Annotated in this window: 24 protein-coding genes; 3 read left to right on the forward strand and 21 right to left on the reverse strand. The window is 61.2% G+C overall.

Annotated elements, in window-relative coordinates:
* Positions 1-193: 193 nt before the first annotated feature.
* Both LCH64_RS12760 and LCH64_RS12765 read left to right on the forward strand, forming a co-directional pair.
* A complete protein-coding gene (locus LCH64_RS12760) occupies positions 194-1774 on the forward strand; it encodes a flagellar hook-length control protein FliK (RefSeq protein ID WP_226500433.1) in 1581 nt (526 codons plus the stop codon).
* A complete protein-coding gene (locus LCH64_RS12765; RefSeq protein ID WP_226500434.1) occupies positions 1771-2100 on the forward strand; it encodes an EscU/YscU/HrcU family type III secretion system export apparatus switch protein in 330 nt (109 codons plus the stop codon). Before LCH64_RS12760 ends, LCH64_RS12765 begins: the two co-directional genes overlap by 4 nt.
* A gap of 124 nt (positions 2101-2224) precedes the next feature.
* Here the strand turns inward: LCH64_RS12765 and LCH64_RS12770 are convergent, their stop codons facing one another.
* From LCH64_RS12770 to flhA, 14 genes are all read right to left on the reverse strand, one after another.
* Positions 2225-2617, reverse strand: a complete 393-nt coding sequence (locus tag LCH64_RS12770; RefSeq protein WP_003222938.1) for a DUF2802 domain-containing protein — start codon at positions 2615-2617, stop codon at positions 2225-2227.
* The gene (locus LCH64_RS12775; protein ID WP_003222936.1) at positions 2618-3103 is read right to left on the reverse strand and encodes a chemotaxis protein CheW; all 486 of its coding nucleotides are present in this window, start codon (positions 3101-3103) and stop codon (positions 2618-2620) included.
* A gap of 90 nt (positions 3104-3193) precedes the next feature.
* Positions 3194-4156 carry a CheW domain-containing protein gene (locus LCH64_RS12780; protein WP_226500435.1) on the reverse strand — a complete coding sequence of 321 codons (963 nt, stop codon included), beginning with the start codon at positions 4154-4156 and terminating at the stop codon, positions 3194-3196.
* A gap of 2 nt (positions 4157-4158) precedes the next feature.
* A complete protein-coding gene (locus LCH64_RS12785; protein WP_003222933.1) occupies positions 4159-4947 on the reverse strand; it encodes a ParA family protein in 789 nt (262 codons plus the stop codon).
* A 43-nt stretch (positions 4948-4990) separates the two neighbouring features.
* Complete coding sequence (gene motD, locus LCH64_RS12790) at positions 4991-5881, reverse strand: flagellar motor protein MotD (RefSeq protein WP_003222931.1); 891 nt, start codon at positions 5879-5881, stop codon at positions 4991-4993.
* Positions 5882-5896: 15 nt separating this feature from the next.
* Positions 5897-6637 (reverse strand): flagellar motor protein, encoded by a 741-nt coding sequence (locus tag LCH64_RS12795; protein ID WP_003222929.1) that lies wholly within the window; start codon positions 6635-6637, stop codon positions 5897-5899.
* The gene (locus LCH64_RS12800; protein WP_003222928.1) at positions 6637-7779 is read right to left on the reverse strand and encodes a chemotaxis response regulator protein-glutamate methylesterase; all 1143 of its coding nucleotides are present in this window, start codon (positions 7777-7779) and stop codon (positions 6637-6639) included. Before LCH64_RS12800 ends, LCH64_RS12795 begins: the two co-directional genes overlap by 1 nt.
* A gap of 49 nt (positions 7780-7828) precedes the next feature.
* Positions 7829-10102 (reverse strand): chemotaxis protein CheA, encoded by a 2274-nt coding sequence (locus LCH64_RS12805; RefSeq protein ID WP_226500436.1) that lies wholly within the window; start codon positions 10100-10102, stop codon positions 7829-7831.
* Between the two features lie 35 nt (positions 10103-10137).
* Positions 10138-10926: a protein phosphatase CheZ gene (locus LCH64_RS12810; RefSeq protein ID WP_027613919.1), complete on the reverse strand. Its 789-nt coding sequence runs from the start codon at positions 10924-10926 to the stop codon at positions 10138-10140.
* Between the two features lie 18 nt (positions 10927-10944).
* Complete coding sequence (locus LCH64_RS12815; RefSeq protein ID WP_024012118.1) at positions 10945-11316, reverse strand: chemotaxis response regulator CheY; 372 nt, start codon at positions 11314-11316, stop codon at positions 10945-10947.
* A 166-nt stretch (positions 11317-11482) separates the two neighbouring features.
* Positions 11483-12223 (reverse strand): RNA polymerase sigma factor FliA, encoded by a 741-nt coding sequence (gene fliA, locus LCH64_RS12820; RefSeq protein WP_003222919.1) that lies wholly within the window; start codon positions 12221-12223, stop codon positions 11483-11485.
* Complete coding sequence (fleN, locus tag LCH64_RS12825) at positions 12220-13050, reverse strand: flagellar synthesis regulator FleN (RefSeq protein WP_003222917.1); 831 nt, start codon at positions 13048-13050, stop codon at positions 12220-12222. The genes fliA and fleN overlap by 4 nt, the downstream gene beginning before the upstream one ends.
* A 113-nt stretch (positions 13051-13163) precedes the next feature.
* Positions 13164-14504, reverse strand: coding sequence for a flagellar biosynthesis protein FlhF (gene flhF / locus LCH64_RS12830; protein ID WP_003222914.1), 1341 nt, complete (start codon positions 14502-14504; stop codon positions 13164-13166).
* An 11-nt stretch (positions 14505-14515) separates the two neighbouring features.
* Positions 14516-16645, reverse strand: a complete 2130-nt coding sequence (gene flhA, locus LCH64_RS12835; RefSeq protein ID WP_003222912.1) for a flagellar biosynthesis protein FlhA — start codon at positions 16643-16645, stop codon at positions 14516-14518.
* A 617-nt stretch (positions 16646-17262) separates the two neighbouring features.
* Here flhA and LCH64_RS12840 point away from each other — a divergent pair.
* Complete coding sequence (locus LCH64_RS12840; RefSeq protein WP_226500437.1) at positions 17263-17622, forward strand: hypothetical protein; 360 nt, start codon at positions 17263-17265, stop codon at positions 17620-17622.
* Between the two features lie 244 nt (positions 17623-17866).
* Here the strand turns inward: LCH64_RS12840 and flhB are convergent, their stop codons facing one another.
* From flhB to fliM, 7 genes are read right to left on the reverse strand one after another with little or no spacing between them, the layout of a single operon-like run.
* On the reverse strand, positions 17867-19006 hold the full coding sequence (flhB, locus tag LCH64_RS12845; protein ID WP_226500438.1) for a flagellar biosynthesis protein FlhB: 1140 nt from the start codon (positions 19004-19006) through the stop codon (positions 17867-17869).
* A gap of 3 nt (positions 19007-19009) precedes the next feature.
* Positions 19010-19795 (reverse strand): flagellar biosynthetic protein FliR, encoded by a 786-nt coding sequence (gene fliR, locus LCH64_RS12850; RefSeq protein ID WP_003222899.1) that lies wholly within the window; start codon positions 19793-19795, stop codon positions 19010-19012.
* Between the two features lie 3 nt (positions 19796-19798).
* Positions 19799-20068: a flagellar biosynthesis protein FliQ gene (gene fliQ, locus LCH64_RS12855; protein ID WP_003222897.1), complete on the reverse strand. Its 270-nt coding sequence runs from the start codon at positions 20066-20068 to the stop codon at positions 19799-19801.
* On the reverse strand, positions 20065-20823 hold the full coding sequence (fliP, locus tag LCH64_RS12860; RefSeq protein WP_003222895.1) for a flagellar type III secretion system pore protein FliP: 759 nt from the start codon (positions 20821-20823) through the stop codon (positions 20065-20067). Before fliP ends, fliQ begins: the two co-directional genes overlap by 4 nt.
* Complete coding sequence (gene fliO, locus LCH64_RS12865) at positions 20823-21272, reverse strand: flagellar biosynthetic protein FliO (protein WP_003222893.1); 450 nt, start codon at positions 21270-21272, stop codon at positions 20823-20825. The genes fliP and fliO overlap by 1 nt, the downstream gene beginning before the upstream one ends.
* A complete protein-coding gene (gene fliN, locus LCH64_RS12870; protein ID WP_164747895.1) occupies positions 21273-21734 on the reverse strand; it encodes a flagellar motor switch protein FliN in 462 nt (153 codons plus the stop codon).
* Positions 21735-21787: 53 nt separating this feature from the next.
* The gene (gene fliM, locus LCH64_RS12875; RefSeq protein WP_003222890.1) at positions 21788-22756 is read right to left on the reverse strand and encodes a flagellar motor switch protein FliM; all 969 of its coding nucleotides are present in this window, start codon (positions 22754-22756) and stop codon (positions 21788-21790) included.
* Positions 22757-22758: the final 2 nt, after the last annotated feature.

Below are 22758 nucleotides of genomic sequence, written 5' to 3' on the forward strand. Positions count from 1 at the left end.
TCACGGGCCTTATACGGTTCAAGTCGGCTCTGGCGCGGCCGTTAAAGAGATGCAGGATAAATGCAATGACGGTGCGAACCAGAGAGCTGGATCAAACAATTGCTATGTTTTCTGAACGAAGCGCAAGACGCGCGGCATTATACATGGCGTGCCTTACTCCCAAGCGTGCAATTTCCTCAGGTTGTGTCCGCGTATGACAGGTGAAATGAACATCCTCCCGCTCCCGCCCACCACCCCGGCGAACACGCGTCCGCTGGTGATGAGCGGTGAATTGCTCAAGCTGCTGACCCCGGTCGAAGGCTTGATCGGCGCCGGGCAAAGCGCGCAGGCCGAGGTGTTATCACTCAAGCAGGCGGATCAGACCTTTCAACTGCTGCTGAAGGTGACCGTCGACGGCGGCCGGCAGACCACCGTGCAAGCGACCAGCACCCTGCCGCTGCCGACCGGCACCAACCTGGCGGTCACTCAGCCGTCGGCGGGCAATCTGGCGATCACCGTGCAGCAGGCGATTGCCAGCAGCGTCGCCGCCCTCACCCGCATTGATACGGCGCAGTTACCGGTCGGCACGCTGCTGCAAGGCAAGGTGCTGACCTCACAGACGTTGCCGCAAGTGCCGGGGCAGCCGACGGTGTACCGCTCGCTGGTGAGCCTGCTCAACACCGCGCAGAGCGGTGCCACGCTGGATATCGACAGCCCGACGCCGTTGCGCATCGGCACCCTGCTCTCGGCACTGGTGGAAGACTCGCAAACCCTCAAGTTCGTGCCACTGAGCAGCCGCCAGGAGCAATTGGCGGTGAGCCAGCAACTGCTCGGCCAGCAGAGTCGCCAGGGTTCGCTGGACGGTTTGCTCAACGCCTTGCAAAACCTGCCGAGCGACGACGATCAGACCTCGCAGGACCTGCGCGCAGCCGTCGTACGCCTGCTCGCCAACCTGCCCGACGTGCAGCAGATGAGCACCGCCAAAGGCGTCGCCCTGGCCCTGGCCGGCAGCGGCGCCTTTCTCGAAGCCAAACTGCTGACCGGACAGAATCCCGCACTGGCCCCGGACATGAAAGCCGATTTGCTCAAGCTGATCGCACAGCTGTCACCGGGTGCGCCGGGCAATGCCAGTTTCAACGCGATCATCGCCGCCAACACCCTGGCGCAAGCGCTGCCGAGCTTCGTGCGCAACGCCCTCGGCACCCTCGGTCAGGTCAGCGCCAAACCGCTGCCGAGCAGTTTCCCGCTGCCCGACCGCCTGCTGCAAAGCCTCGACGGCGAAGGCGATCTGGAACATCTGCTGCGTCTCGCCGCGGCAGCCGTGTCGCGCCTGCAAAGCCATCAACTGTCGAGCCTGGAACAGACCGGGCTCACCGACGATGGTCGCCTGCTCAGTACCTGGCAGCTGGAAATCCCCATGCGCAACTTGCAGGACATCGTGCCGCTGCAGGTCAAGTTCCAACGTGAAGAAGCGCCGGAAAGAGAACCGCAACCCAACGAACGCCGTGACGAGCGCGAGCCCAAACAACAGCTGTGGCGCGTCGATCTGGCCTTTGACATGGAGCCGCTGGGACCGATGCAGATTCAGGCACAGTTGATTGCCGGCAGCCTGTCGAGCCAGCTCTGGGCCGAACGCCCGTACACCGCCGACCTGATCGAAACCAATCTGTTCGCGCTGCGCCAGCGCCTGCTCGATCGCGGCCTGAATGTCGGCGATCTCGACTGCCACCTCGGCACCCCGCCGCAAGGCAACCACACCCGCCTCGAACACCGCTGGGTCGACGAAACCGCATGAACGATTCCACTGCTCCACGCCAGGCCATCGCCCTTCAATACGACGGCAACCACGCCCCGACCCTCACCGCCAAGGGCGACGAGGAACTGGCCGAAGAAATCCTGCGCATTGCCCGCGACTGTGAAGTGCCGATCTATGAAAACGCCGAGCTGGTGCGGCTGTTGGCGCGCATGGAACTGGGCGACAGCATTCCCGAGGAGCTGTACCGCACGATTGCCGAGATCATCGCGTTTGCATGGAACCTGAAGGGGAAATTCCCCGAGGGACAGGACCCGGATGCGCCGATGGTCGAGAAGGACGTTACCGAACGCGGGGATGATTACTGAGGTTTCGAAGGCCCCTTCGCGAGCAAGCCCGCTCCCACATTTGATCGCATTCCTTCAATAGGATCGCGGTCGAATGTGGGAGCGGGCTTGCTCGCGAATGGCGATTTCCGCTTTAGAGCAAAAATCAGCTTCTGTGCAGCTTGCGCATCAACTCCGCCTCAGCCTGGGTCAAGCCACAGGACTGAGTCAGCTCATCGACGCTCGCACCCATCCCCACCAGTTTCGCCGCCTGGGCGAACGACAGGCTCGACGGGTCGCGCTGTTCCAGCGCGACAATCTTGTCCGGCAGAGGGCCGACCACCGAGCGCAGCTCGTGCAGGGCTTCGCCCATGCGCACGTTGCCGTTCTGGTAATCGTCTACGCGCTTGGCCAGATCCTTGATGCGCTGATCACGCAGCGCATCGCCCTGGGCCTGCTGCGCAGCGATGACCTTTTGCGCCTTGATGTACGCCAGAAACATTGCCAGCGTGCCTGCCCAGAAGAGGAACAGGACAATGACCGCTACCTCGAGAATCAATCAGATGCTCTCCAGTTCCGACCATTCTTCTTCGCTCATCATCTTGTCCAGCTCGACCAGGATCAGCAACTCGTTGTTCTTGTTGCACACGCCCTGGATGAACTTGGCCGATTCTTCGTTGCCGACGTTCGGCGCGGTCTCGATTTCCGACTGACGCAGGTAAACCACTTCCGCCACGCTGTCGACCATGATCCCGACCACTTGCTTGTCGGCTTCGATGATGACGATACGGGTGTTGTCGCTGATCTCGCCGCTGTTCAGGCCGAAGCGCTGACGGGTGTCGATCACGGTGACCACGTTACCGCGCAGGTTGATGATGCCCAGCACGTAGCTTGGCGCACCCGGAACCGGCGCGATCTCGGTGTAGCGCAGGACTTCCTGAACGCGCATCACGTTGATGCCGTAGGTTTCGTTGTCCAGCTTGAAGGTCACCCATTGCAGGATCGGATCTTCAGAACCTTTTGCATTCGTCGCCTGACTACTCATACCCTGACCCCTCGAAAAAACCGCACTGGGCGGTGTGTGTTCTGTGTGGAGGCATTGAAAAATGCCTTCGCCTGACTGTTATGTCGGCTGCTATGTCGATTTATGTAGCGGCTTGTGGCCGCCCAAATGCTTTGCCCCGCCGCTGGCGATCAACTCGGCCAGCGCGGCTACATCAAGCAATGCACACATGTGCTCGATCACCGTGCCGGCGAGCCATGGCCGCTGACCCCGGTGACTTCTCCATTTGATTTCATTCGGGTCCAGGCGCAACGAACGGCTGACCTGATGCACCGCCAGGCCCCACTCGTAACCTTGTACCGAAATCACGTACTGCAGGCCCTGACGGAAGTCATCGCGGTAGCGATCCGGCATGACCCAACGCGCGGTATCCAATACTTTGAGATTGCCGGCCTGGCTCGGCAGAATCCCGAGGAACCATTCCGGCTGACCGAACAGCGGCGTCAACTCGTGGCCGGCCAGCGAATAGATCGAACCCAGGCACACCAGCGGCACGGCCAGGGTCAGCCCGGCGACATCGAACAACAGGCATTCGAAGGCTTCCGAAGCCCAGGCCGGACGGCCATCGGTTTCCACCGGTGGCGGCGTGTTGCTCGGCGGCAGGTGCACTTCTACAACCGGCGGCACCAGCGTTTGCTCCACGGGTGCCGGCGCAACCGGCGCAGGTTCGGCCACGACCGGTTCCGGCGCGGTTTTCAGCAATTGGGTTTGCAACAGCGGTGCGAGGGTCGAAACTGTTGCGCGCACCGGCGCTGACTCTTCAATCAACGCGACAGGTGCCTTGGCCACTGGCGCGGCGGCAGGCGCAGCCACCGGTGCGGCAGGTTTGGCAGCTTTCTGCGCATCACGCGCCTGCTCTTCAAGCACCGCCGCCTGGAATTCATCCAGCGCCGCAGCGCTTTCGACCACCTCGACCGGCACCTCGACGTGCACCTCCACTGGCGGCAACTCGTCAGGAATCTCCTGCAGCAAGCTGTCCAGGTACGACTGCAACGCCAGTTGCGGGCGCGACGTCAGTTTGATCGGCCGGTTCATGCTCAAGCCACCTGCGGAACAAGTTGTTGCGCCAGCAGATGCTTGAGCAGCGCGCGGTAAGCCAGCACGCCACGGCTCTTGCCGTCGAACTGCGAAGGTGTGACACCGGCCCGGCTGGCGTCGCGCAGACGGGTATCGACCGGGATGTAACCCTGCCAGATCTCTTCGGGGAATTTGTCACGCAGCACGCGCAAGGTACCCAGCGACGCCTGCGTACGGCGGTCGAACAGGGTCGGCACGATGCTGAACGGCAGCGCCTGTTTGCGCGAGCGGTTGATCATCGCCAGGGTGTTGACCATGCGTTCCAGGCCTTTGACGGCCAGGTGCTCGGTCTGCACCGGGATCACCAGTTGCTGGCTCGCGGCCAGGGCGTTGACCATCAGCACGCCGAGCAACGGCGGGCTGTCGATGATCGCGTAATCGAAGTCCTGCCACAGCTGCGCCAGACTCTTGGCGATCACCAGGCCCAAACCACTCTGCCCCGGCGACTGGCGCTCAAGGGTGGCGAGTGCGGTACTCGACGGCAACAGGGAAATACGTTCGTCGCTGGTCGACAGCAGCAACTGCCCGGGCAAGCCTTGCGGCACGCTGCCCTTGTGCAGAAACAGGTCGTAGTTGCTGTGTTCCAGGCTGTCGGGGTCGTAGCCGAAATAGCTGGTCATCGAGCCGTGCGGGTCGAGATCGACCACAACCACGCGCTTGCCCGCCTCCGCCAGCAATCCGGCTAAAGCGATGGAAGATGTGGTTTTACCGACACCACCCTTTTGATTGGCGACTGCCCAGACTCTCATTCGGTTCGTTCCTCCCGGCCGAGATGCTCGACCGAGACATAGCTCAGCGTATTAATGCGGGTGACGGAGAATTGACGGCACTCTCGCGTCCCGGCGTCTTGACCGGGGTCGGTGCAGTTTGTGTGCCAGCGCGCTTCAATGCCGCGTCCGGTTGCGCATTGGCGGTTCCGGTACCGGTCAGACTGCGGCGCACATCGAGGTTGCGTGACACCACCAGCACCACGCGACGGTTTTTCGCCCGGCCTTCGGCGGTGGCATTGTTGGCCACCGGCTGAAACTCACCATAACCCACCGAGGCCAGACGACCAGGGTTCACACCCTGCATCGCCAGCATGCGCACGATGCTCGCCGAACGCGCCGAGGACAGTTCCCAGTTGGTCGGGTACTGCGCGGTGCGGATCGGCTGATCGTCGGTGAAGCCTTCGACATGGATCGGGTTGTCGAACGGTTTGAGGATCGCTGCAACCTTGTCGATGATGTTGAAGGCGATATCGCTCGGCATCGCGTCGCCGCTGCCGAACAACAGGCTGGAATTGAGTTCGATCTCGACCCACAACTCGTTGCCGCGCACGGTCATCTGGTTGGAGGCGATCAAGTCGCCGAACGCGGCACTGATGTCATCGGCAATACTTTTCAGCGGATCGCTGGCACCGGCGATACCGGCATCAACCTGCTCGCTGTCCTTGACCAACGGCTTGGCCGGGGTCACGGTTTTCGGGCGTTCCTCACCGATCGGGATCGGTTTGAGCGAGCGATCGGAGTCAGTGAAAACCCCGATCAACGCTTCGGAAATGACCTTGTACTTGCCTTCGTTGATCGACGAGATCGAGTACATCACCACGAAGAACGCGAACAACAACGTGATGAAATCCGCGTACGACACGAGCCAGCGCTCGTGATTAACGTGTTCTTCCTGATGCCTGCGGCGAGCCATAGTCCATTACCCCCATCAATCCATGAAGCCCTGAAGCTTCAGCTCGATAGAGCGAGGGTTTTCACCTTCGGCGATCGACAAAATACCTTCCAACAACATTTCGCGATAACGCGACTGCCGCAACGCGATTGACTTGAGCTTGGCCGCCACCGGCAGCAACACCAGGTTGGCACTGGCCACGCCGTAGATGGTCGCGACGAAGGCCACGGCAATGCCGCTGCCCAACTGCGTCGGATCAGCGAGGTTGCCCATCACATGAATCAGGCCCATTACCGCACCGATGATGCCGATGGTCGGCGCGTAGCCGCCCATGCTTTCGAAGACTTTGGCAGCCTCGATGTCGCGCGCTTCCTGGGTGTAGAAATCCACTTCGAGAATGCTGCGGATCGCTTCCGGTTCGGCGCCATCGACCAGCAGTTGCAGGCCCTTGCGCGAGTAGTTGTCTGGTTCAGCATCGGCTACGCCTTCCAGGCCGAGCAGGCCTTCCTTGCGTGCGGTGAGGCTCCAGTTGACCACGCGGTCGATGCCACCGGCCAGGTCCACACGAGGCGGGAACAGGATCCAGGCGAGGATCTGCATGGCGCGCTTGAAGGCGCTCATCGGCGATTGCAGCAGCGCGGCACCGATGGTGCCACCAAGGACGATCAGCGCCGCCGGGCCGTTGGCCAGCGCGCCGAGGTGACCGCCTTCAAGGTAGTTGCCGCCGATGATGGCGACGAACGCCATGATGATCCCGATAAGGCTTAGAACATCCATCAGATACACGCCTCGACGATGTGCTTGCCGATGTCGTCCAGGCCGTAGACCGCGTCAGCCAGATCGGCTTTGACGATGGCCATCGGCATGCCGTAGATCACGCAACTGGCTTCGTCCTGCGCCCATACCGAGCTGCCGCCCTGCTTGAGCAGACGCGCGCCTTCGCGGCCGTCGGCGCCCATGCCGGTGAGGACCACCGCCAGAACTTTGTCACCGTAGGACTTGGCCGCAGAACCGAAGGTGATGTCCACGCACGGCTTGTAATTCAGACGCTCGTCGCCCGGGAGGATTTTCACCGCACCACGGCCGTCGATCATCATCTGCTTGCCACCCGGCGCCAGCAGCGCCAGGCCCGGACGCAGGATGTCGCCATCCTCGGCTTCCTTGACGCTGATGCGGCACAGCTTGTCCAGGCGCTCGGCAAACGCCTTGGTGAACGCCGCCGGCATGTGCTGGATCAGCACGATCGGCGCCGGGAAGTTCGCCGGCAACTGGGTCAGCACCCGTTGCAGGGCAACCGGGCCGCCCGTCGAAGTACCGATGGCCACCAGTTTGTAGGCTTTGCGTTTCGGTGCCGGCGACGAAGCGCTGGCAGCCGGCGCGCGAGCAGGTGCTGGAGCCGGGGCGGGACGCGTCGGAGCAGCAGCGCTGTGGCTGCTGAAACTCGAAGCCGCTGGCGCCGGAGCGGGTGCAGGCGTCGGTGCAGCGGCTGGAGCCGGCGCACTGTAGGCACTGAAACGACGATTACTGCGCGAGATGCTGTGAACTTTCTCGCACAGCAGTTGCTTGACCTTCTCGGGATTGCGCGAGATGTCTTCGAAATTCTTCGGCAGGAAATCCACCGCGCCGGCGTCCAGCGCATCCAGAGTGACCCGGGCGCCTTCATGCGTCAGCGAGGAGAACATCAACACCGGAGTCGGGCAGCGCTGCATGATGTGCCGCACCGCCGTGATGCCATCCATCATCGGCATCTCGTAGTCCATGGTGATCACGTCCGGCTTGAGGGCCAGGGCCTGATCGATCGCCTCTTTACCGTTGGTGGCCGTACCGACCACCTGGATGCTCGGATCCGCTGAAAGAATTTCCGAGACGCGGCGGCGGAAAAAACCCGAATCGTCCACCACCAGGACTTTGACTGCCATAAACACTCCATTAGGCGCAGCGGGACGTCGTCGCCCCGCTGCCCCGGATTCAAATACGCCGTGCGGCGTAACGCTTGAGCATGCTTGGAACATCGAGGATCAGAGCGATGCGGCCGTCACCGGTAATGGTGGCGCCGGACATGCCCGGAGTGCCCTGGAGCATTTTGCCCAATGGCTTGATGACCACTTCTTCCTGGCCGACCAGTTGATCGACGACGAAGCCGATCCGCTGAGTGCCCACCGAAAGGATCACCACATGGCCTTCACGCTGCTCTTCGTGAGCGGCGGAGCTGACCAGCCAGCGCTTGAGGTAGAACAATGGCAGCGCCTTGTCCCGCACGATCACCACTTCCTGGCCATCCACCACGTTGGTGGTCGACAGGTCGAGGTGGAAGATTTCGTTGACGTTGACCAACGGGAACGCAAATGCCTGATTGCCGAGCATCACCATCAGGGTCGGCATGATCGCAAGCGTCAGCGGCACCTTGATGACGATCTTCGAGCCCTGGCCCTTGGTCGAGTAGATGTTGATCGAACCGTTGAGCTGGGAAATCTTGGTTTTCACCACGTCCATGCCGACACCGCGGCCGGACACGTCGGAGATCTCGGTCTTGGTCGAGAAACCCGGGGCGAAGATCAGGTTGTAGCACTCGGTATCGCTCAGGCGATCGGCCGCGTCCTTGTCCATCACACCGCGTTTTACCGCGATCGAACGCAGCACGTTCGGATCCATGCCCTTGCCGTCGTCGGAGATCGACAACAGGATGTGATCACCTTCCTGCTCGGCGGCCAGTACCACGCGACCGCCACGGGCCTTGCCGGAAGCTTCGCGTTCTTCCGGCGATTCGATGCCGTGGTCGACCGCGTTACGCACCAAGTGGACCAACGGGTCGGCCAGGGCCTCGACAAGGTTTTTGTCGAGGTCGGTTTCTTCACCCACCAGTTCCAGGTTGATCTCTTTCTTGAGCTGACGCGCGAGGTCGCGAACCAGACGCGGGAAGCGCCCGAAGACCTTCTTGATCGGCTGCATCCGGGTCTTCATCACTGCGGTCTGCAAGTCAGCCGTGACCACGTCGAGGTTCGACACGGCCTTGGACATTGCTTCGTCGCCGCTGTTGAGGCCCAGGCGCACCAGACGGTTACGCACCAGTACCAGTTCGCCGACCATGTTCATGATTTCGTCGAGACGCGCGGTGTCGACACGAACAGTGGTTTCAGCTTCGCTGGCCGGTTTTTCCGGTGGCGGAGCAGCGGCGGCGCGGGCCGGGGCCGGAGCAGCAGCGGCTGCCGGTTTTGGCGTTTCAGTTTTTGGCTCAGGCTTGGGCGCAGCTTTCGGCGCGGCGGCCGGAGCAGCAGCCGCCTTGGCAGCTGGCGCAGCGACTGTCGACGCGGTGCCAGCAGCAGCAGCGCCGACATCGGTGAACTTGCCTTTGCCGTGCAACTCGTCGAGCAGCGATTCGAACTCGTGATCGCTGATCAGATCACTGCCGGCAGCCGCAGCCACCGGAGCGGCTGGCGCAGCCGGTGCCGAGGCGATCGCCGACTCCAGCGCTTCCACGGCAAAGTTGCCCTTGCCATGCAACTGATCGAGCAGTGCTTCGAATTCGTCGTCGGTGATGTCCGAGCTGTCACCGGCAGCCGGTGCCGCCGGAGCGGCCGCTGTCGGTGCCACGGCGTCTGGCGCGAACTGGCCCTTGCCGTGCAACTGATCGAGCAACGACTCGAATTCAGCGTCGGTAATTTCATCGCTCGCTGCCGTATCGGCAGTTGGCGCAGGTGCAGCAGCGGCCGGGGCTTCGGCTTCAGCCTTGACGGCGTTCAGCGAATCCAGCAGCTGTTCAAATTCGTTATCGGTGATGTCGCCGGAATCGCCTTCGACAACCAGCTCTTCGATCATCTCGGCCAATGGCGAAGCCGGGGCTTCGTCCGCCGATTGCGGTTCAGCCAGACGCGCCAGCGCAGCCAACAGTTCCGGGGTTGCAGCAGTGATCGGTGCACGCTCACGGACTTCGCTGAACATGCTGTTCACCGCGTCCAGTGCTTCAAGCACCACGTCCATCAGTTCTGCATCAACGCGACGCTCACCCTTGCGCAGGATGTCGAACACGTTTTCGGCGATGTGACAGCACTCCACCAGCTCATTGAGCTGAAGGAAGCCGGCGCCCCCTTTTACAGTGTGGAAACCGCGAAAAATTGCGTTGAGCAGATCTGCGTCATCCGGGCGGCTTTCCAGCTCGACCAGTTGCTCGGACAGTTGCTCAAGAATCTCGCCGGCCTCAACCAGGAAATCCTGAAGGATCTCTTCATCGGCGCCGAAGCTCATTAATGGGGTGCTCCTACAGGTCTAAAAACCTAAACTCAAAATCCAAGGCTGGATAACAAATCGTCCACATCGTCCTGACCGGACACAACGTCTTCTCGTTTATCGGCATGAATCTGCGGACCTTCACCCTGCGAGAGATGTTTTTGTGGATCTTTTTCTGCAAGCATCGCAGCACGGTCGTGTTCGATGCCCGCAAAGCGGTCCACCTGACTGGCCATGAGTACGAGTTTGAGCAAATTGCTTTCGACTTCGGTGACCAACTGGGTCACACGCTTGATCACCTGACCGGTGAGGTCCTGATAATCCTGAGCCAGCAGGATGTCGTTCAGGTTGCTCGACACCGCACGGTTGTCCGTGCTGCTGCGTGACAGAAAACCGTCGACCCGGCGCGCCAGTTCGCGGAACTCTTCAGCCCCGACTTCGCGACGCATGAAGCGCCCCCAATCGGTGCTCAAGGCCTGAGCTTCTTCAGCCAGGCCATTGACCACCGGCGTGGCGCTTTCCACCAGATCCATGGTGCGGTTGGCCGCGGCTTCGGTCAGCTTGACCACATAGCCCAGGCGTTCGGTGGCGTCGGTGATTTGCGACACTTCCTCGGCCTGCGGCATGTGCGGATCGATCTGGAAGTTGACGATCGCACTGTGCAGTTCGCGTGTGAGCTTGCCCACTTCCTGATACAGGCCGCGGTCACGGGTCTGATTGAGCTCATGGATCAGTTGCACAGCGTCGCCGAACCTGCCTTTTTCAAGGCTTTCGACCAGTTCGACCGCGTGTTTTTTCAGGGTCGACTCGAAATCGCCCTGTGAAGATTCGTTATGCTCCATAGCTCCCCCGCGCGTTCATCAGCCGATGCGTTCGAAAATCTTCTCGATTTTGTCTTTCAACGCCTGAGCCGTGAAAGGTTTGACCACATAGCCGTTCACGCCAGCCTGGGCCGCTTCGATGATCTGCTCGCGCTTGGCTTCAGCGGTCACCATCAGCACCGGCAGGTGCTTGAGTTTTTCATCGGCACGCACGTGGCGCAGCAAGTCGATACCGGTCATGCCCGGCATGTTCCAGTCCGTTACCAGAAAGTCGATGCTGCCGCTGTTGAGCACCGGAATGGCGGTAGTGCCATCGTCGGCCTCGACGGTGTTGGTGAACCCAAGATCCCGCAGCAGGTTCTTGATGATCCGCCGCATCGTTGAGAAGTCATCAACGATGAGGATTTTCATGTCTTTGTTCAATTCGACCTCCAAGCAGTCTTAAACGCGCCCAGCACCTGGACGCGCCACTTCAATCAATCGGCGCAGCACTCGAAGACTGTCTGGAGCACAACAGAGCAAGACCGGTGCCGTTCATCACCGCACCAGCCTCGTTCGCAGTGTCCCCACACTGCCTTCAGCGCGCTCGCCACTCCCCCAAACGCCCCCGCAAACGGGCCGCGCACTGGCTGTGTAACTGGCTGACCCGCGATTCACTGACGCCAAGGACTTCACCGATCTCCTTGAGGTTCAGCTCTTCGTCGTAGTACAGCGCCAACACCAGTCGCTCACGCTCCGGCAAATTGGCAATCGCGTCCGCCAGCGCCGCCTGGAAGCGTTCATCTTCCAGATCGCGTGACGGCTCAAGATGAGCACTGGCGCCATCCTCGTGCAGCCCTTCGTGTTCGCCGTCCTGCAACAGGTCGTCGAAACTGAACAAGCGGCTGCCCAGGGTGTCATTCAAAATCCCGTAGTAATCGTCGAGACTCAATTGGAGTTCGGCCGCAACCTCGTGATCTTTAGCGTCACGGCCGGTTTTAGCTTCAATTGCGCGAATTGCGTCACTGACCATACGGGTGTTGCGGTGAACCGAGCGCGGTGCCCAGTCCCCTTTGCGTACTTCGTCGAGCATCGCGCCGCGGATCCGGATGCCCGCGTACGTTTCGAAACTGGCGCCTTTGCTGGCGTCGTATTTGGTCGAGACTTCGAGCAGGCCGATCATCCCGGCCTGAATCAGGTCTTCAACCTGCACACTCGCCGGCAAGCGCGCCAGCAGGTGATAGGCAATGCGCTTGACCAGTGGCGCGTAACGCTCGATCAACTCGTACTGCGCGTCACGTGCCGACTTCTTGTAGTAGTTCATACCGCTGGCGGTCATAGCACAGGCCCTGCCGTTTGCTGCACGAGGCGCTCGACGAAAAACTCCAGGTGACCGCGCGGGTTGGCAGGCAGCGGCCAGGTATCGACCTTCTGCGCGATCGCCTTGAACGCCAGCGCGCACTTGGAACGCGGAAAGGCTTCATAGACCGCTCGCTGCTTCTGCACTGCCTTGCGCACGCTTTCGTCGTACGGCACCGCGCCGACGTATTGTAAGGCGACGTCGAGGAAGCGATCCGTGACCTTGGTCAACTTGGCGAACAGGTTGCGCCCTTCCTGCGGGCTCTGCGCCATGTTGGCGAGGACGCGGAAGCGGTTCATGCCGTAGTCGCGGTTGAGCAGTTTGATCAGCGCGTAGGCGTCGGTGATCGAGGTCGGCTCGTCGCAGACCACCAGCAACACTTCCTGCGCGGCGCGGACAAAACTGACTACCGAGTCACCAATACCCGCAGCGGTGTCGATCACCAGCACATCGAGGTTGTCGCCGATGTCGCTGAAGGCCTGAATCAGACCGGCGTGTTGTGCCGGGCTCAGGTGCACCATGCTCTGGGTGCCGGAAGCGGCCGGCACGATGCGGATCCCGCCGGGGCCCTGCAACAGCACGTCGCGCAGCTCACAGCGGCCTTCGATGACATCGGCCAAAGTGCGTTTGGGGGTCAGTCCCAGCAGAACGTCGACGTTCGCCAGCCCCAGATCGGCGTCCAGCAGCATGACCCGACGGCCAAGCTCTGCCAGCGCCAGAGACAAGTTCACTGACACGTTAGTCTTGCCGACGCCACCTTTGCCGCCGGTCACCGCGATCACCTGTACGGGATGCATGCTGCCCATGTTATTTCTTTACCTTGTCTTGCATAGACGGAGGCCACATTACTGGCTGCGCGTTCTCAACCGGAACAATGCATGGCAGACCATCGATGTAGGTACAAAAACTGTTCATTACCTCAGCCAACCTGCTTGGTCGGGCTGTGGTAGATATCAGCGAACATGTCAGCCATGGCTTCTTCGCTGGGTTCTTCCTGCATTTGCACGCTGACGGCGCGACTGACCAATTGATGACGGCGCGGCAGATGCAGATCATCCGGAATCCGTGGGCCGTCGGTCAGGTAGGCGACCGGCAGTTCATGACTGATCGCCAGGCTCAACACTTCGCCAAGGCTGGCCGTCTCATCCAGTTTAGTCAGGATGCAGCCGGCAAGCCCGCAACGCTTGTAACTGTGATAAGCGGCGGTTAGAACCTGTTTCTGGCTGGTGGTTGCCAGCACCAGATAATTTTTTGAACGGATGCCACGCCCGGCCAGACTTTCCAGCTGCATGCGCAGTGCCGGATCGCTGGCCTGCAGGCCGGCGGTATCGATCAGCACCACGCGCTTACGCAGCAATGGATCTAGCGCCTGAACCAGCGACTGGCCCGGATCGACGTGCGTTACCGGCACGTTGAGAATCCGCCCCAGTGTCTTCAGTTGTTCCTGCGCGCCGATGCGGAAGCTGTCCATGCTGACCAGCGCGACATTCTGCGCGCCGTACTTGAGCACGTAGCGCGCCGCGAGTTTGGCCAGGGTGGTGGTCTTGCCCATGCCGGCCGGGCCGACCATGGCAATCACCCCGCCCTCTTCCAGCGGCTCGACTTCCGGCACGGCAATCATTCGCGCCAGGTGCGCGAGCAGCATGCGCCAGGCCTGACGCGGTTCTTCGATGTCGGTGATCATCGCCAGCAAGTCGCGCGACAACGGCCCGGACAGACCGATACGTTGCAGACGGCGATACAGATTGGCTTGTGCCGGACGGCTGCCTTGCAGTTGATTCCAGGCCAGGGTGCCGAGCTGCACTTCCATCAGCTCACGCAGACTGTTCAATTCGAAACGCATCGAATCCAGCGCACGCGGATCGATGCCGGCAGACGACTGGGCAGGCGCTGGCGCCGGACGCGCCGGGGCGGCGTAAGTCGGTTCGCTCAACGGCTCGGCAGCGGTCAGCGGCAGGCCGGCCGTCAACGGCAGCCCGGCGAACAACTGGCGATTGGTGTTGCCGTCGGCTTCGCCACGCAGGCTCAGTTCGGCCTGGGCGGTAACGATGCGCGACTGGGTCTTGCGCAGCTCGTCCTCGAGTTCCATGTTCGGAACTCGTGGCGCCAGCGCCGACAATTTGTAATCCAGCGCCGCCGTCAGCTCGACGCCGCCGGCAATGCGGCGGTTGCCAATGATGGCGGCATCAGCGCCCAGCTCATCACGAACCAGCTTCATGGCCTGACGCATATCGGCGGCGAAAAAACGCTTAACTTGCATAAACCACTACCTCAGCCGTTGGGCCCTACTGTCGCAACGATGGTCACTTGCTTGTTGTCCGGAATTTCCTGGTAGGCCAGCACGTGCAGCCCTGGGACTGCGAGGCGGCCGAAACGCGAGAGCATCGCGCGTATCGGGCCTGCTACCAACAGGATCACCGGTTGACCTTGCATTTCCTGGCGCTGCGCCGCTTCGATGAGCGAACGCTGCAGCTTCTCGGCCATGCTTGGCTCCAGCAGAACGCCCTCTTCAGAGCCTTGTCCTGCCTTCTGCAGACTATTGAGCAATATTTGTTCCAACCTTGGTTCCAAGGTGATCACAGGCAGCTCGGAGTCAGTGCCTACAATGCTTTGGACGATGGCGCGGGATACCCCGACGCGTACTGCGGCCACCAAAGCGGCGGTATCTTGACTCTTGGCGGCGTTGTTGGCGATAGCCTCGGCAATGCTGCGGATATCGCGCACCGGCACGTGTTCGGCCAGCAGCGCCTGCAGCACTTTGAGCAACTGCGACAGCGACACCACCCCCGGCACCAGCTCTTCAGCCAGTTTCGGCGAGCTTTTGGCCAGCAATTGCATGAGTTGCTGCACTTCTTCGTGGCCGATCAGCTCGCTGGAGTGCTTGTACAGAATCTGGTTCAAGTGCGTCGCGACCACGGTACTGGCGTCGACCACGGTGTAACCGAGCGATTGCGCCTGCGCACGCTGGCTGACTTCGATCCACACCGCTTCCAGACCAAAAGCCGGATCTTTGGCGGTAATGCCGTTGAGCGTGCCGTAGACCTGCCCCGGGTTGATCGCCAGTTCGCGATCCGGGTAGATCTCGGCTTCGGCGAGGATCACCCCCATCAGGGTCAGGCGATAGGCGCTCGGCGCCAGATCGAGGTTGTCGCGAATATGTACCGTCGGCATCAGGAAGCCCAGATCCTGCGAGAGCTTCTTGCGCACGCCCTTGATCCGCGCCAGCAACTGCCCGCCCTGATTGCGATCCACCAGCGGGATCAGGCGATAGCCGACTTCCAGACCGATCATGTCGATCGGCGTCACGTCATCCCAGCCCAGCTCCTTGGTTTCCATGGCGCGGGCCGGCGACGGCAGCAGTTCCTGCTGACGCTGAACCTCTTGCAGCGCCTGCACCTTGGCGACGTTCTGCTTCTTCCAGAACAGGTAGGCGCCACCGGCAGCCAGCGCGGCCATGCTCAGGAACGAGAAGTGCGGCATGCCCGGGACGAGGCCCATCACGGCCATCAATCCGGCGGCCACCGCCAGGGCTTTGGGCGAGGCGAACATCTGTCGGTTGATCTGTTTGCCCATGTCTTCCGAACCGGAAGCACGGGTCACCATGATCGCTGCCGCTGTCGATAACAACAGTGATGGCAATTGCGCCACCAAACCGTCACCGATGGTCAGCAAGGCGTAAACCTTGCCCGCGTCGGCGAAGGTCATGTTGTGCTGGAAGATACCGACGGCCATACCGCCGATGAGGTTGATGAACAGAATCAGCAGGCCGGCGATGGCGTCACCACGGACGAACTTGCTCGCACCGTCCATCGAACCGTAGAACTCGGCCTCTTGCGCGACTTCCTGACGGCGCAGCTTCGCCTGGTTCTGGTCGATCAGCCCGGCGTTGAGGTCGGCGTCGATCGCCATTTGTTTGCCGGGCATTGCATCGAGGGTGAAGCGCGCGCTCACCTCGGAAATCCGCCCGGCACCCTTGGTCACCACGACGAAGTTGATGATCATCAGGATCGCGAACACCACGATACCGACCACGTAGTTACCGCCGATCACCACCTCACCGAAGGCCTGGATCACCTTACCGGCAGCGGCGTGGCCGTCCTGACCGTGGAGCATCACCACCCGCGTCGAGGCCACGTTCAACGCCAGCCGCAGCAGCGTCGCCACCAGCAGAATGGTCGGGAACACCGCAAAATCCAGCGGCCGCAGCGCATACACGCAAACCAGCAGGACGACAATCGACAGCGCAATGTTGAAGGTGAAGAACACGTCCAGCAGGAACGGCGGCACCGGCAACATCATCATGGCCAGCATGACCAGCAGCAACAACGGCACGCCCAGATTGCCTCGACTGAGGTCGGCAATGTTCGAGCGTGCGCTGTTGATTAACTGAGAGCGATCCACCGGTTTTCCCCGTTCCTTTAAAGCAAACTTTTGACGCCCAAAGCAGGCGCACGGCGGCTACTGCAAGAAGCCTTCCAACTTTTGCCGGGGATTGAAATAGAGAGGAAGGTGAACGCGACCAATGTAGGAGTGAGCCTGCTCGCGATGGGGATTTTCCAGTCAATACATTCAAACCAGACAGACCGCTATCGCGAGCAGGCTCACTCCTACAGGGAAATGCATTCCAAATGTCAGATTGAAATGCAATCCAAATGTGGGAGCGAGTGCAGTCAGCGCAAATCGCCTTTTAAACTCAGGCGTTTAAAAGACACCTCCAGACACGCCTCCGAGGCTACACATCCTTGCGCCATTGCCTACAGCTACGCCAGAATCCGCCGGCTTGTGCGCCTTTGGGGCGGGTTCTATTGTGGGTCGGTCGCTGACGAATCAGCGATCGGGTCTCGCAGCCCGCTGATTTCTAGACGCACAACTTCCGTCCTCGTTTCATGGCGGCTGTACGTGGGAGACCCTTGGGTCTGCCGGTTCTAGAGTCCCGGTCTGCGACCCGCGTATAGCTGCCACCTCCCTTTCGTATCGCAGCGAAATGTGGCAACTCCGTCGACTCTAGGAGCTTCACCATGATCAAACCAACACCCAACCCACCCGATACCGACACCACCTCCCCCTACGAATCCCTCGATTCAAAAAAACTCCACGAAGCGGCCGACCGCGCCCTCGACCATTACCTCTGCGCGCCCGGCGCCACTCCGATTCAACGTAAAACCCGCTCGATGTACGCCGTGACCGCCGACTTCAAAAACGAGGAACTGCTGGCCGATGCCTGCGAAACACTCGCCTCAGCCAGAACTATCGCCAATGACTTCGCCCACCTCATACCTGCATCGCAGCGCAGGACGCTGCTGGGCATCGCACAACTGATCATGCTCGGCGAACTGGCGGTGAATCGGGCTCTGGATAATCTGGAGTTGCCGGACTAAGAAGGCAGGCAAGAACCTGTGGCGAGGGAGCTTGCTCCCGCTCGGCTGCGCAGCAGTCGTAAAACCTGAGCTCGCGGTATTTATGAAAGATCGCAGTGACAGGATTTGGGTCTGCTGCGCAGCCCAGCGGGAGCAAGCTCCCTCGCCACAATGACTGCGGCAGGAACCGAAGTATCATTGGGTCAGGCATAAAAAAACCGCCACCCCGTTCAATCGGGGCGGCGGTTTTTTCATCACAGTAACGTCAGGAATCGCGGCGCAGATCCGGTGGGATCGGCAAATCGTCCTTGAGTGGATCCGGGCGTTTGCCCTTGCCGGCGCGGTACTGGCGGATCTGGTAGACGTAGGCCAGCACCTGGGCGACCGCCAGATAGAGGCCGCCGGGGATTTCCTGGTCGAGTTCGGTGGAGTAGTAGATCGAGCGCGCCAGCCCCGGCGACTCGAGGAGCATGACGTTGTTGGCGACGGCGATTTCGCGGATCTTCAGCGCGAGGAAATCGCTGCCCTTGGCCAGCAGCATCGGCGCCCCACCCTTCTCGGCGTCGTACTTGAGCGCGACGGCGTAGTGGGTCGGGTTGGTGATGACCACGTCGGCGTCGGGAATCGCCGCCATCATCCGCCGCTGCGACATCTCGCGCTGAGTCTGGCGGATGCGCTGTTTGACCTCTGGCCGGCCTTCCTGATCCTTGTGCTCGTCGCGCACTTCCTGCTTGGTCATCAGCAGTTTCTTGTGGCTTTCCCACAACTGCACCGGCACGTCGACCGCAGCGATGATGATCAAACCGCAGGCCAGCCACAGCGAGCTCCAGCCCACCAGCGTCACGCTGTGAATGATCGCCTGCTCCAGCGGTTCATGGGCGATGCGCAGGAAGTCATCGATGTCGGACGACAACACCATCAGCGCCACGAACAGGGTGATCAGGAACTTGGCCAGCGCCTTGACCAACTCGATCACGGCCTTCATCGAGAACATGCGCTTGAGGCCCGCACCGGGGTTCATCCGGCTGAATTTCGGCGCCATGGAGCCGGCGGCGAACAGCCAGCCGCCAAGAGAAATCGGCCCGATCAGTGCGGCCAGCAACAGGGTGATCATGATCGGCTGAATCGCCACCAGCGCGATCTTGCCCGAGATCAGCAGGAACGTGCCCATGGACTTTTCATCCATGATCACTTCCCGTGACAGCGAGAAATTCAGGCGCATCAGATCCATCAATTCCTGCGCCAACATGCCGCCGAACACCAGCAGGCCGCCGGCACCGGCGAGCATCACCGCGAGGGTGTTGAGCTCTTTGGAACGGGCAATCTCACCCTTCTCACGGGAGTCCTTTTTGCGTTTCTCCGTGGGGTCTTCTGTTTTGTCCTGACCGCTTTCGCTCTCAGCCATGCCTCAGCGCGCCCGTGCCAGTTCGCGTAGCAACTGCAAGGCCTCGGTGGCCAGCGGTTGATACTGATTGAGAATGTCCGCCAGACCGACCCAGACGATGAACAGCCCCAGCACCAGGGTCAGCGGAAAACCGATGGAGAAAATGTTCAGTTGCGGCGCAGCGCGGGTCATCACGCCGAACGCGATGTTGACCACCAGCAGCGCAGTGACCGCCGGCAGCACCAGCAACAACGCCGCCCCCAGCACCCAACCGAGTTTGCCGGCCAGCTCCCAGTATTGCGCGGTCATCAACCCGCCGCCCACCGGCAGCGTGGTGAAGCTCTCGGTGAGCACTTCGAAGACCACCAGATGGCCGTTCATCGACAGGAACAGCAGGGTCACCAGCATGGTGAAGAACTGCCCGATCACCGCCACCGAGACGCCGTTGGCCGGGTCGACCATCGAGGCGAAGCCCATACCCATCTGGATCGCGACAATCTGCCCGGCCACGGCAAAGGCCTGGAAAAACAGTTGCAGGGAAAACCCGAGCACCGCACCGACCAGAATCTGCTCGGCGATCAGCAACCAGCCGCTGAGCGCCAGCGGACTGACCTCCGGCATCGGCGGCAGCCCCGGGGCAATGCACACGGTGATGGCCACGGCGAAATACAGGCGCACGCGGCGCGACACCAGGGTGGTGCCGAACACCGGCATGACCATCAGCATCGAGGCGACGCGAAACAGTGGCAACATGAACGACGCCACCCAGGTACTGATCTGGGTGTCGGTCAGCTGAAGCAGCGATTGCATGGCTCAGCCGATGACCATCGGAATGTTCTTGTAGAGCTGGATGATGTACTCCATGAACGTCTGCACCAGCCACGGGCCGGCGACGATCAGGGTGACCAGCATGACCAGCAGACGCGGCAGGAAGCTCAGGGTCTGTTCGTTGATCTGGGTGGCGGCCTGAAACATCGCCACCAGCAGGCCGACCAGCAGGCTCGGCACCACGAGAATTGCGACCATCATCGTGGTCAGCCACAGCGCTTCCCGAAAGATATCGACCGCCACTTCCGGCGTCATGGCGAAACACCTCCGAAGCTACTGGCCAGGGTGCCGATGATCAGCGCCCAGCCATCCACCAGTACGAACAGCATGATCTTGAACGGCAGCGAAATGATCAGCGGCGAGAGCATCATCATCCCCATCGCCATCAGCACACTGGCCACGACCAGGTCGATGATCAGGAACGGAATGAAGATCATGAAACCGATCTGGAACGCGGTTTTCAGTTCGGAGGTGACGAACGCCGGCACCAGAATGGTCAGCGGCGCCTGATCCGGGGTGGCGATGTCGGTACGCTTGGACAAGCGCATGAACAACTCCAGATCGCTGGTGCGGGTCTGGGCGAGCATGAAGTCCTTGATCGGTACCTGGGCCTTTTCCACCGCTTGCTGCGCGGTGAGTTTTTCCGCCAGGTAGGGCTGCAGCGCATCGTTGTTCACCCGATCAAACACCGGGGCCATGATGAACATGGTCAGGAACAGCGCCATGCCGGTAAGGATCTGGTTCGACGGCGTCTGTTGCAGGCCGAGGGCCTGACGCAGGATCGAGAAGACAATGATGATCCGGGTGAAACTGGTCATCAGAATCACGGCCGCCGGAATGAAGCTCAGCGCCGTCATGATCAGCAGGATCTGCAGGCTGACCGAATACTCCTGCGCGCCATCGGCGTTGGTGCCCAGCGTGATCGCCGGGATCGACAACGGATCGGCGGCGAACGCCAGCGGCGCGGCCAGCATCAAGGCCAGCGTCAAGACGATGCGTAGCGCACCCATTACTTCTTATCCTTCTGATCCTTGCCGAGAATCTTCAGCAGATGCTGGGCAAATTCCGGGGTCGCTTTTTCGCTGCTGCTCGGCACTGGCACCGGTTCCTTCAGCACATGCAGCGCGGTGATGGTGCCAGGGCTGAGGCCCAACAGAATCTGTTCGTTGCCGACCTGCACCAGCATCAACCGGTCGCGCGGACCGAGTGCCCGGGAGCCGATCAGCTCGATCACCTGTCCCTTGCCTGCCGGCCCGGACTGCTGCACCCGGCGCAGCAGCCAGGCGAGGAAGAAGATCAAGCCCAGCACCAGCAACAAGCCGAAGACCAGTTGCGTCAGTTGCCCGGCCACACCGCTGCCGATCGCCGGCGCGGCAACCGCAGCGGCGGACGTGGCGGCCGGTTCAGCGGCCAGCACACTCAACGGCAGCGCCAGCAGCGCCCACAGGAACCGTTTCACTCAGCGCAGCTTCTTGATGCGTTCGCTTGGGCTGATCACGTCGGTCAGGCGGATGCCGAACTTCTCGTTGACCACCACCACTTCGCCGTGCGCGATCAGCGTGCCGTTGACCAGCACGTCCAGCGGCTCGCCGGCCAGACGATCGAGCTCGATCACCGAACCCTGGTTCAGTTGCAGCAGGTTGCGGATGTTGATGTCGGTGCTGCCGACTTCCATCGAGATCGACACCGGGATGTCGAGGATCACGTCCAGGTTCGGACCGTCCAGCGTCACCGGATCGTTGTTTTTCGGCACGCTGCCGAACTCTTCCATCGGCAGACGGTTGGAGCTTGCAGCGCCAGCGTCGGCCGCGAGCAGCGCGTCGATGTCGGCCTGGCTGCCATCACCGGTCTCTTCCAGGGCTGCAGCCCATTCGTCGGCCAGTGCCTGATCGTCCTGGGCGTTCATTTCGTCGTTCATCATTTGTCCTCGGCGGGCAACAATTCAGTTAAATGCGTGGGGGTGAGAGCGGCGCTTCAGCGACGCTCGATCGGCTCGATCACCTGCAACGCGAGGTTGCCTTTGTGCGAGCCCATCTTGACCTTGAAGGCCGGTACGCCGTTGGCGCGCATGATCATGTCTTCCGGCATCTCGACCGGGATCACGTCCCCCGGCTGCATGTGCAGGATGTCGCGCAGCTTCAACTGGCGGCGGGCCACAGTGGCGCCGATCGGTACATCGACATCGAGCACGTCCTGACGCAGGGCATTGACCCAGCGCTCGTCCTGATCGTCGAGGTCCGACTGGAAACCGGCGTCGAGCATCTCGCGCACCGGCTCGATCATCGAGTACGGCATGGTCACGTGCAGGTCGCCGCCACCGCCATCGAGTTCGATGTGGAAGGTGGAGACCACGATCGCTTCGCTCGGGCCGACGATGTTGGCCATGGCCGGGTTCACTTCCGAGTTGATGTACTCGAAATTGACTTCCATGATCGCCTGCCAGGCTTCCTTCAGATCGACGAAGGCCTGCTCCAGCACCATGCGCACTACACGCAGTTCGGTCGGGGTGAATTCACGCCCTTCGATCTTGGCGTGACGGCCGTCGCCGCCGAAGAAGTTGTCCACCAGCTTGAACACCAGTTTGGCGTCGAGGATGAACAGCGCGGTGCCGCGCAACGGTTTGATCTTGACCAGGTTGAGGCTGGTCGGCACGTACAGCGAGTGCACGTATTCGCCGAACTTCATCACCTGGACGCCACCCACGGCAACGTCCGCCGAGCGACGCAGCATGTTGAACATGCTGATGCGGGTATAACGGGCAAAACGCTCGTTGATCATTTCCAGAGTCGGCATGCGTCCACGGACGATGCGATCCTGGCTGGTCAGGTCGTAGCTTTTGACACTGCCGGGTTCGGCAGCGTTATCGGTCTGTACCAGACCATCGTCGACGCCATGCAACAGCGCGTCGATTTCATCCTGGGACAGCAGATCCTGCACGGCCATGT

It is taken from the genome of Pseudomonas sp. MWU16-30322 (genome assembly GCF_020515535.1).
Lineage (GTDB): Bacteria > Pseudomonadota > Gammaproteobacteria > Pseudomonadales > Pseudomonadaceae > Aquipseudomonas > Aquipseudomonas fluorescens_H.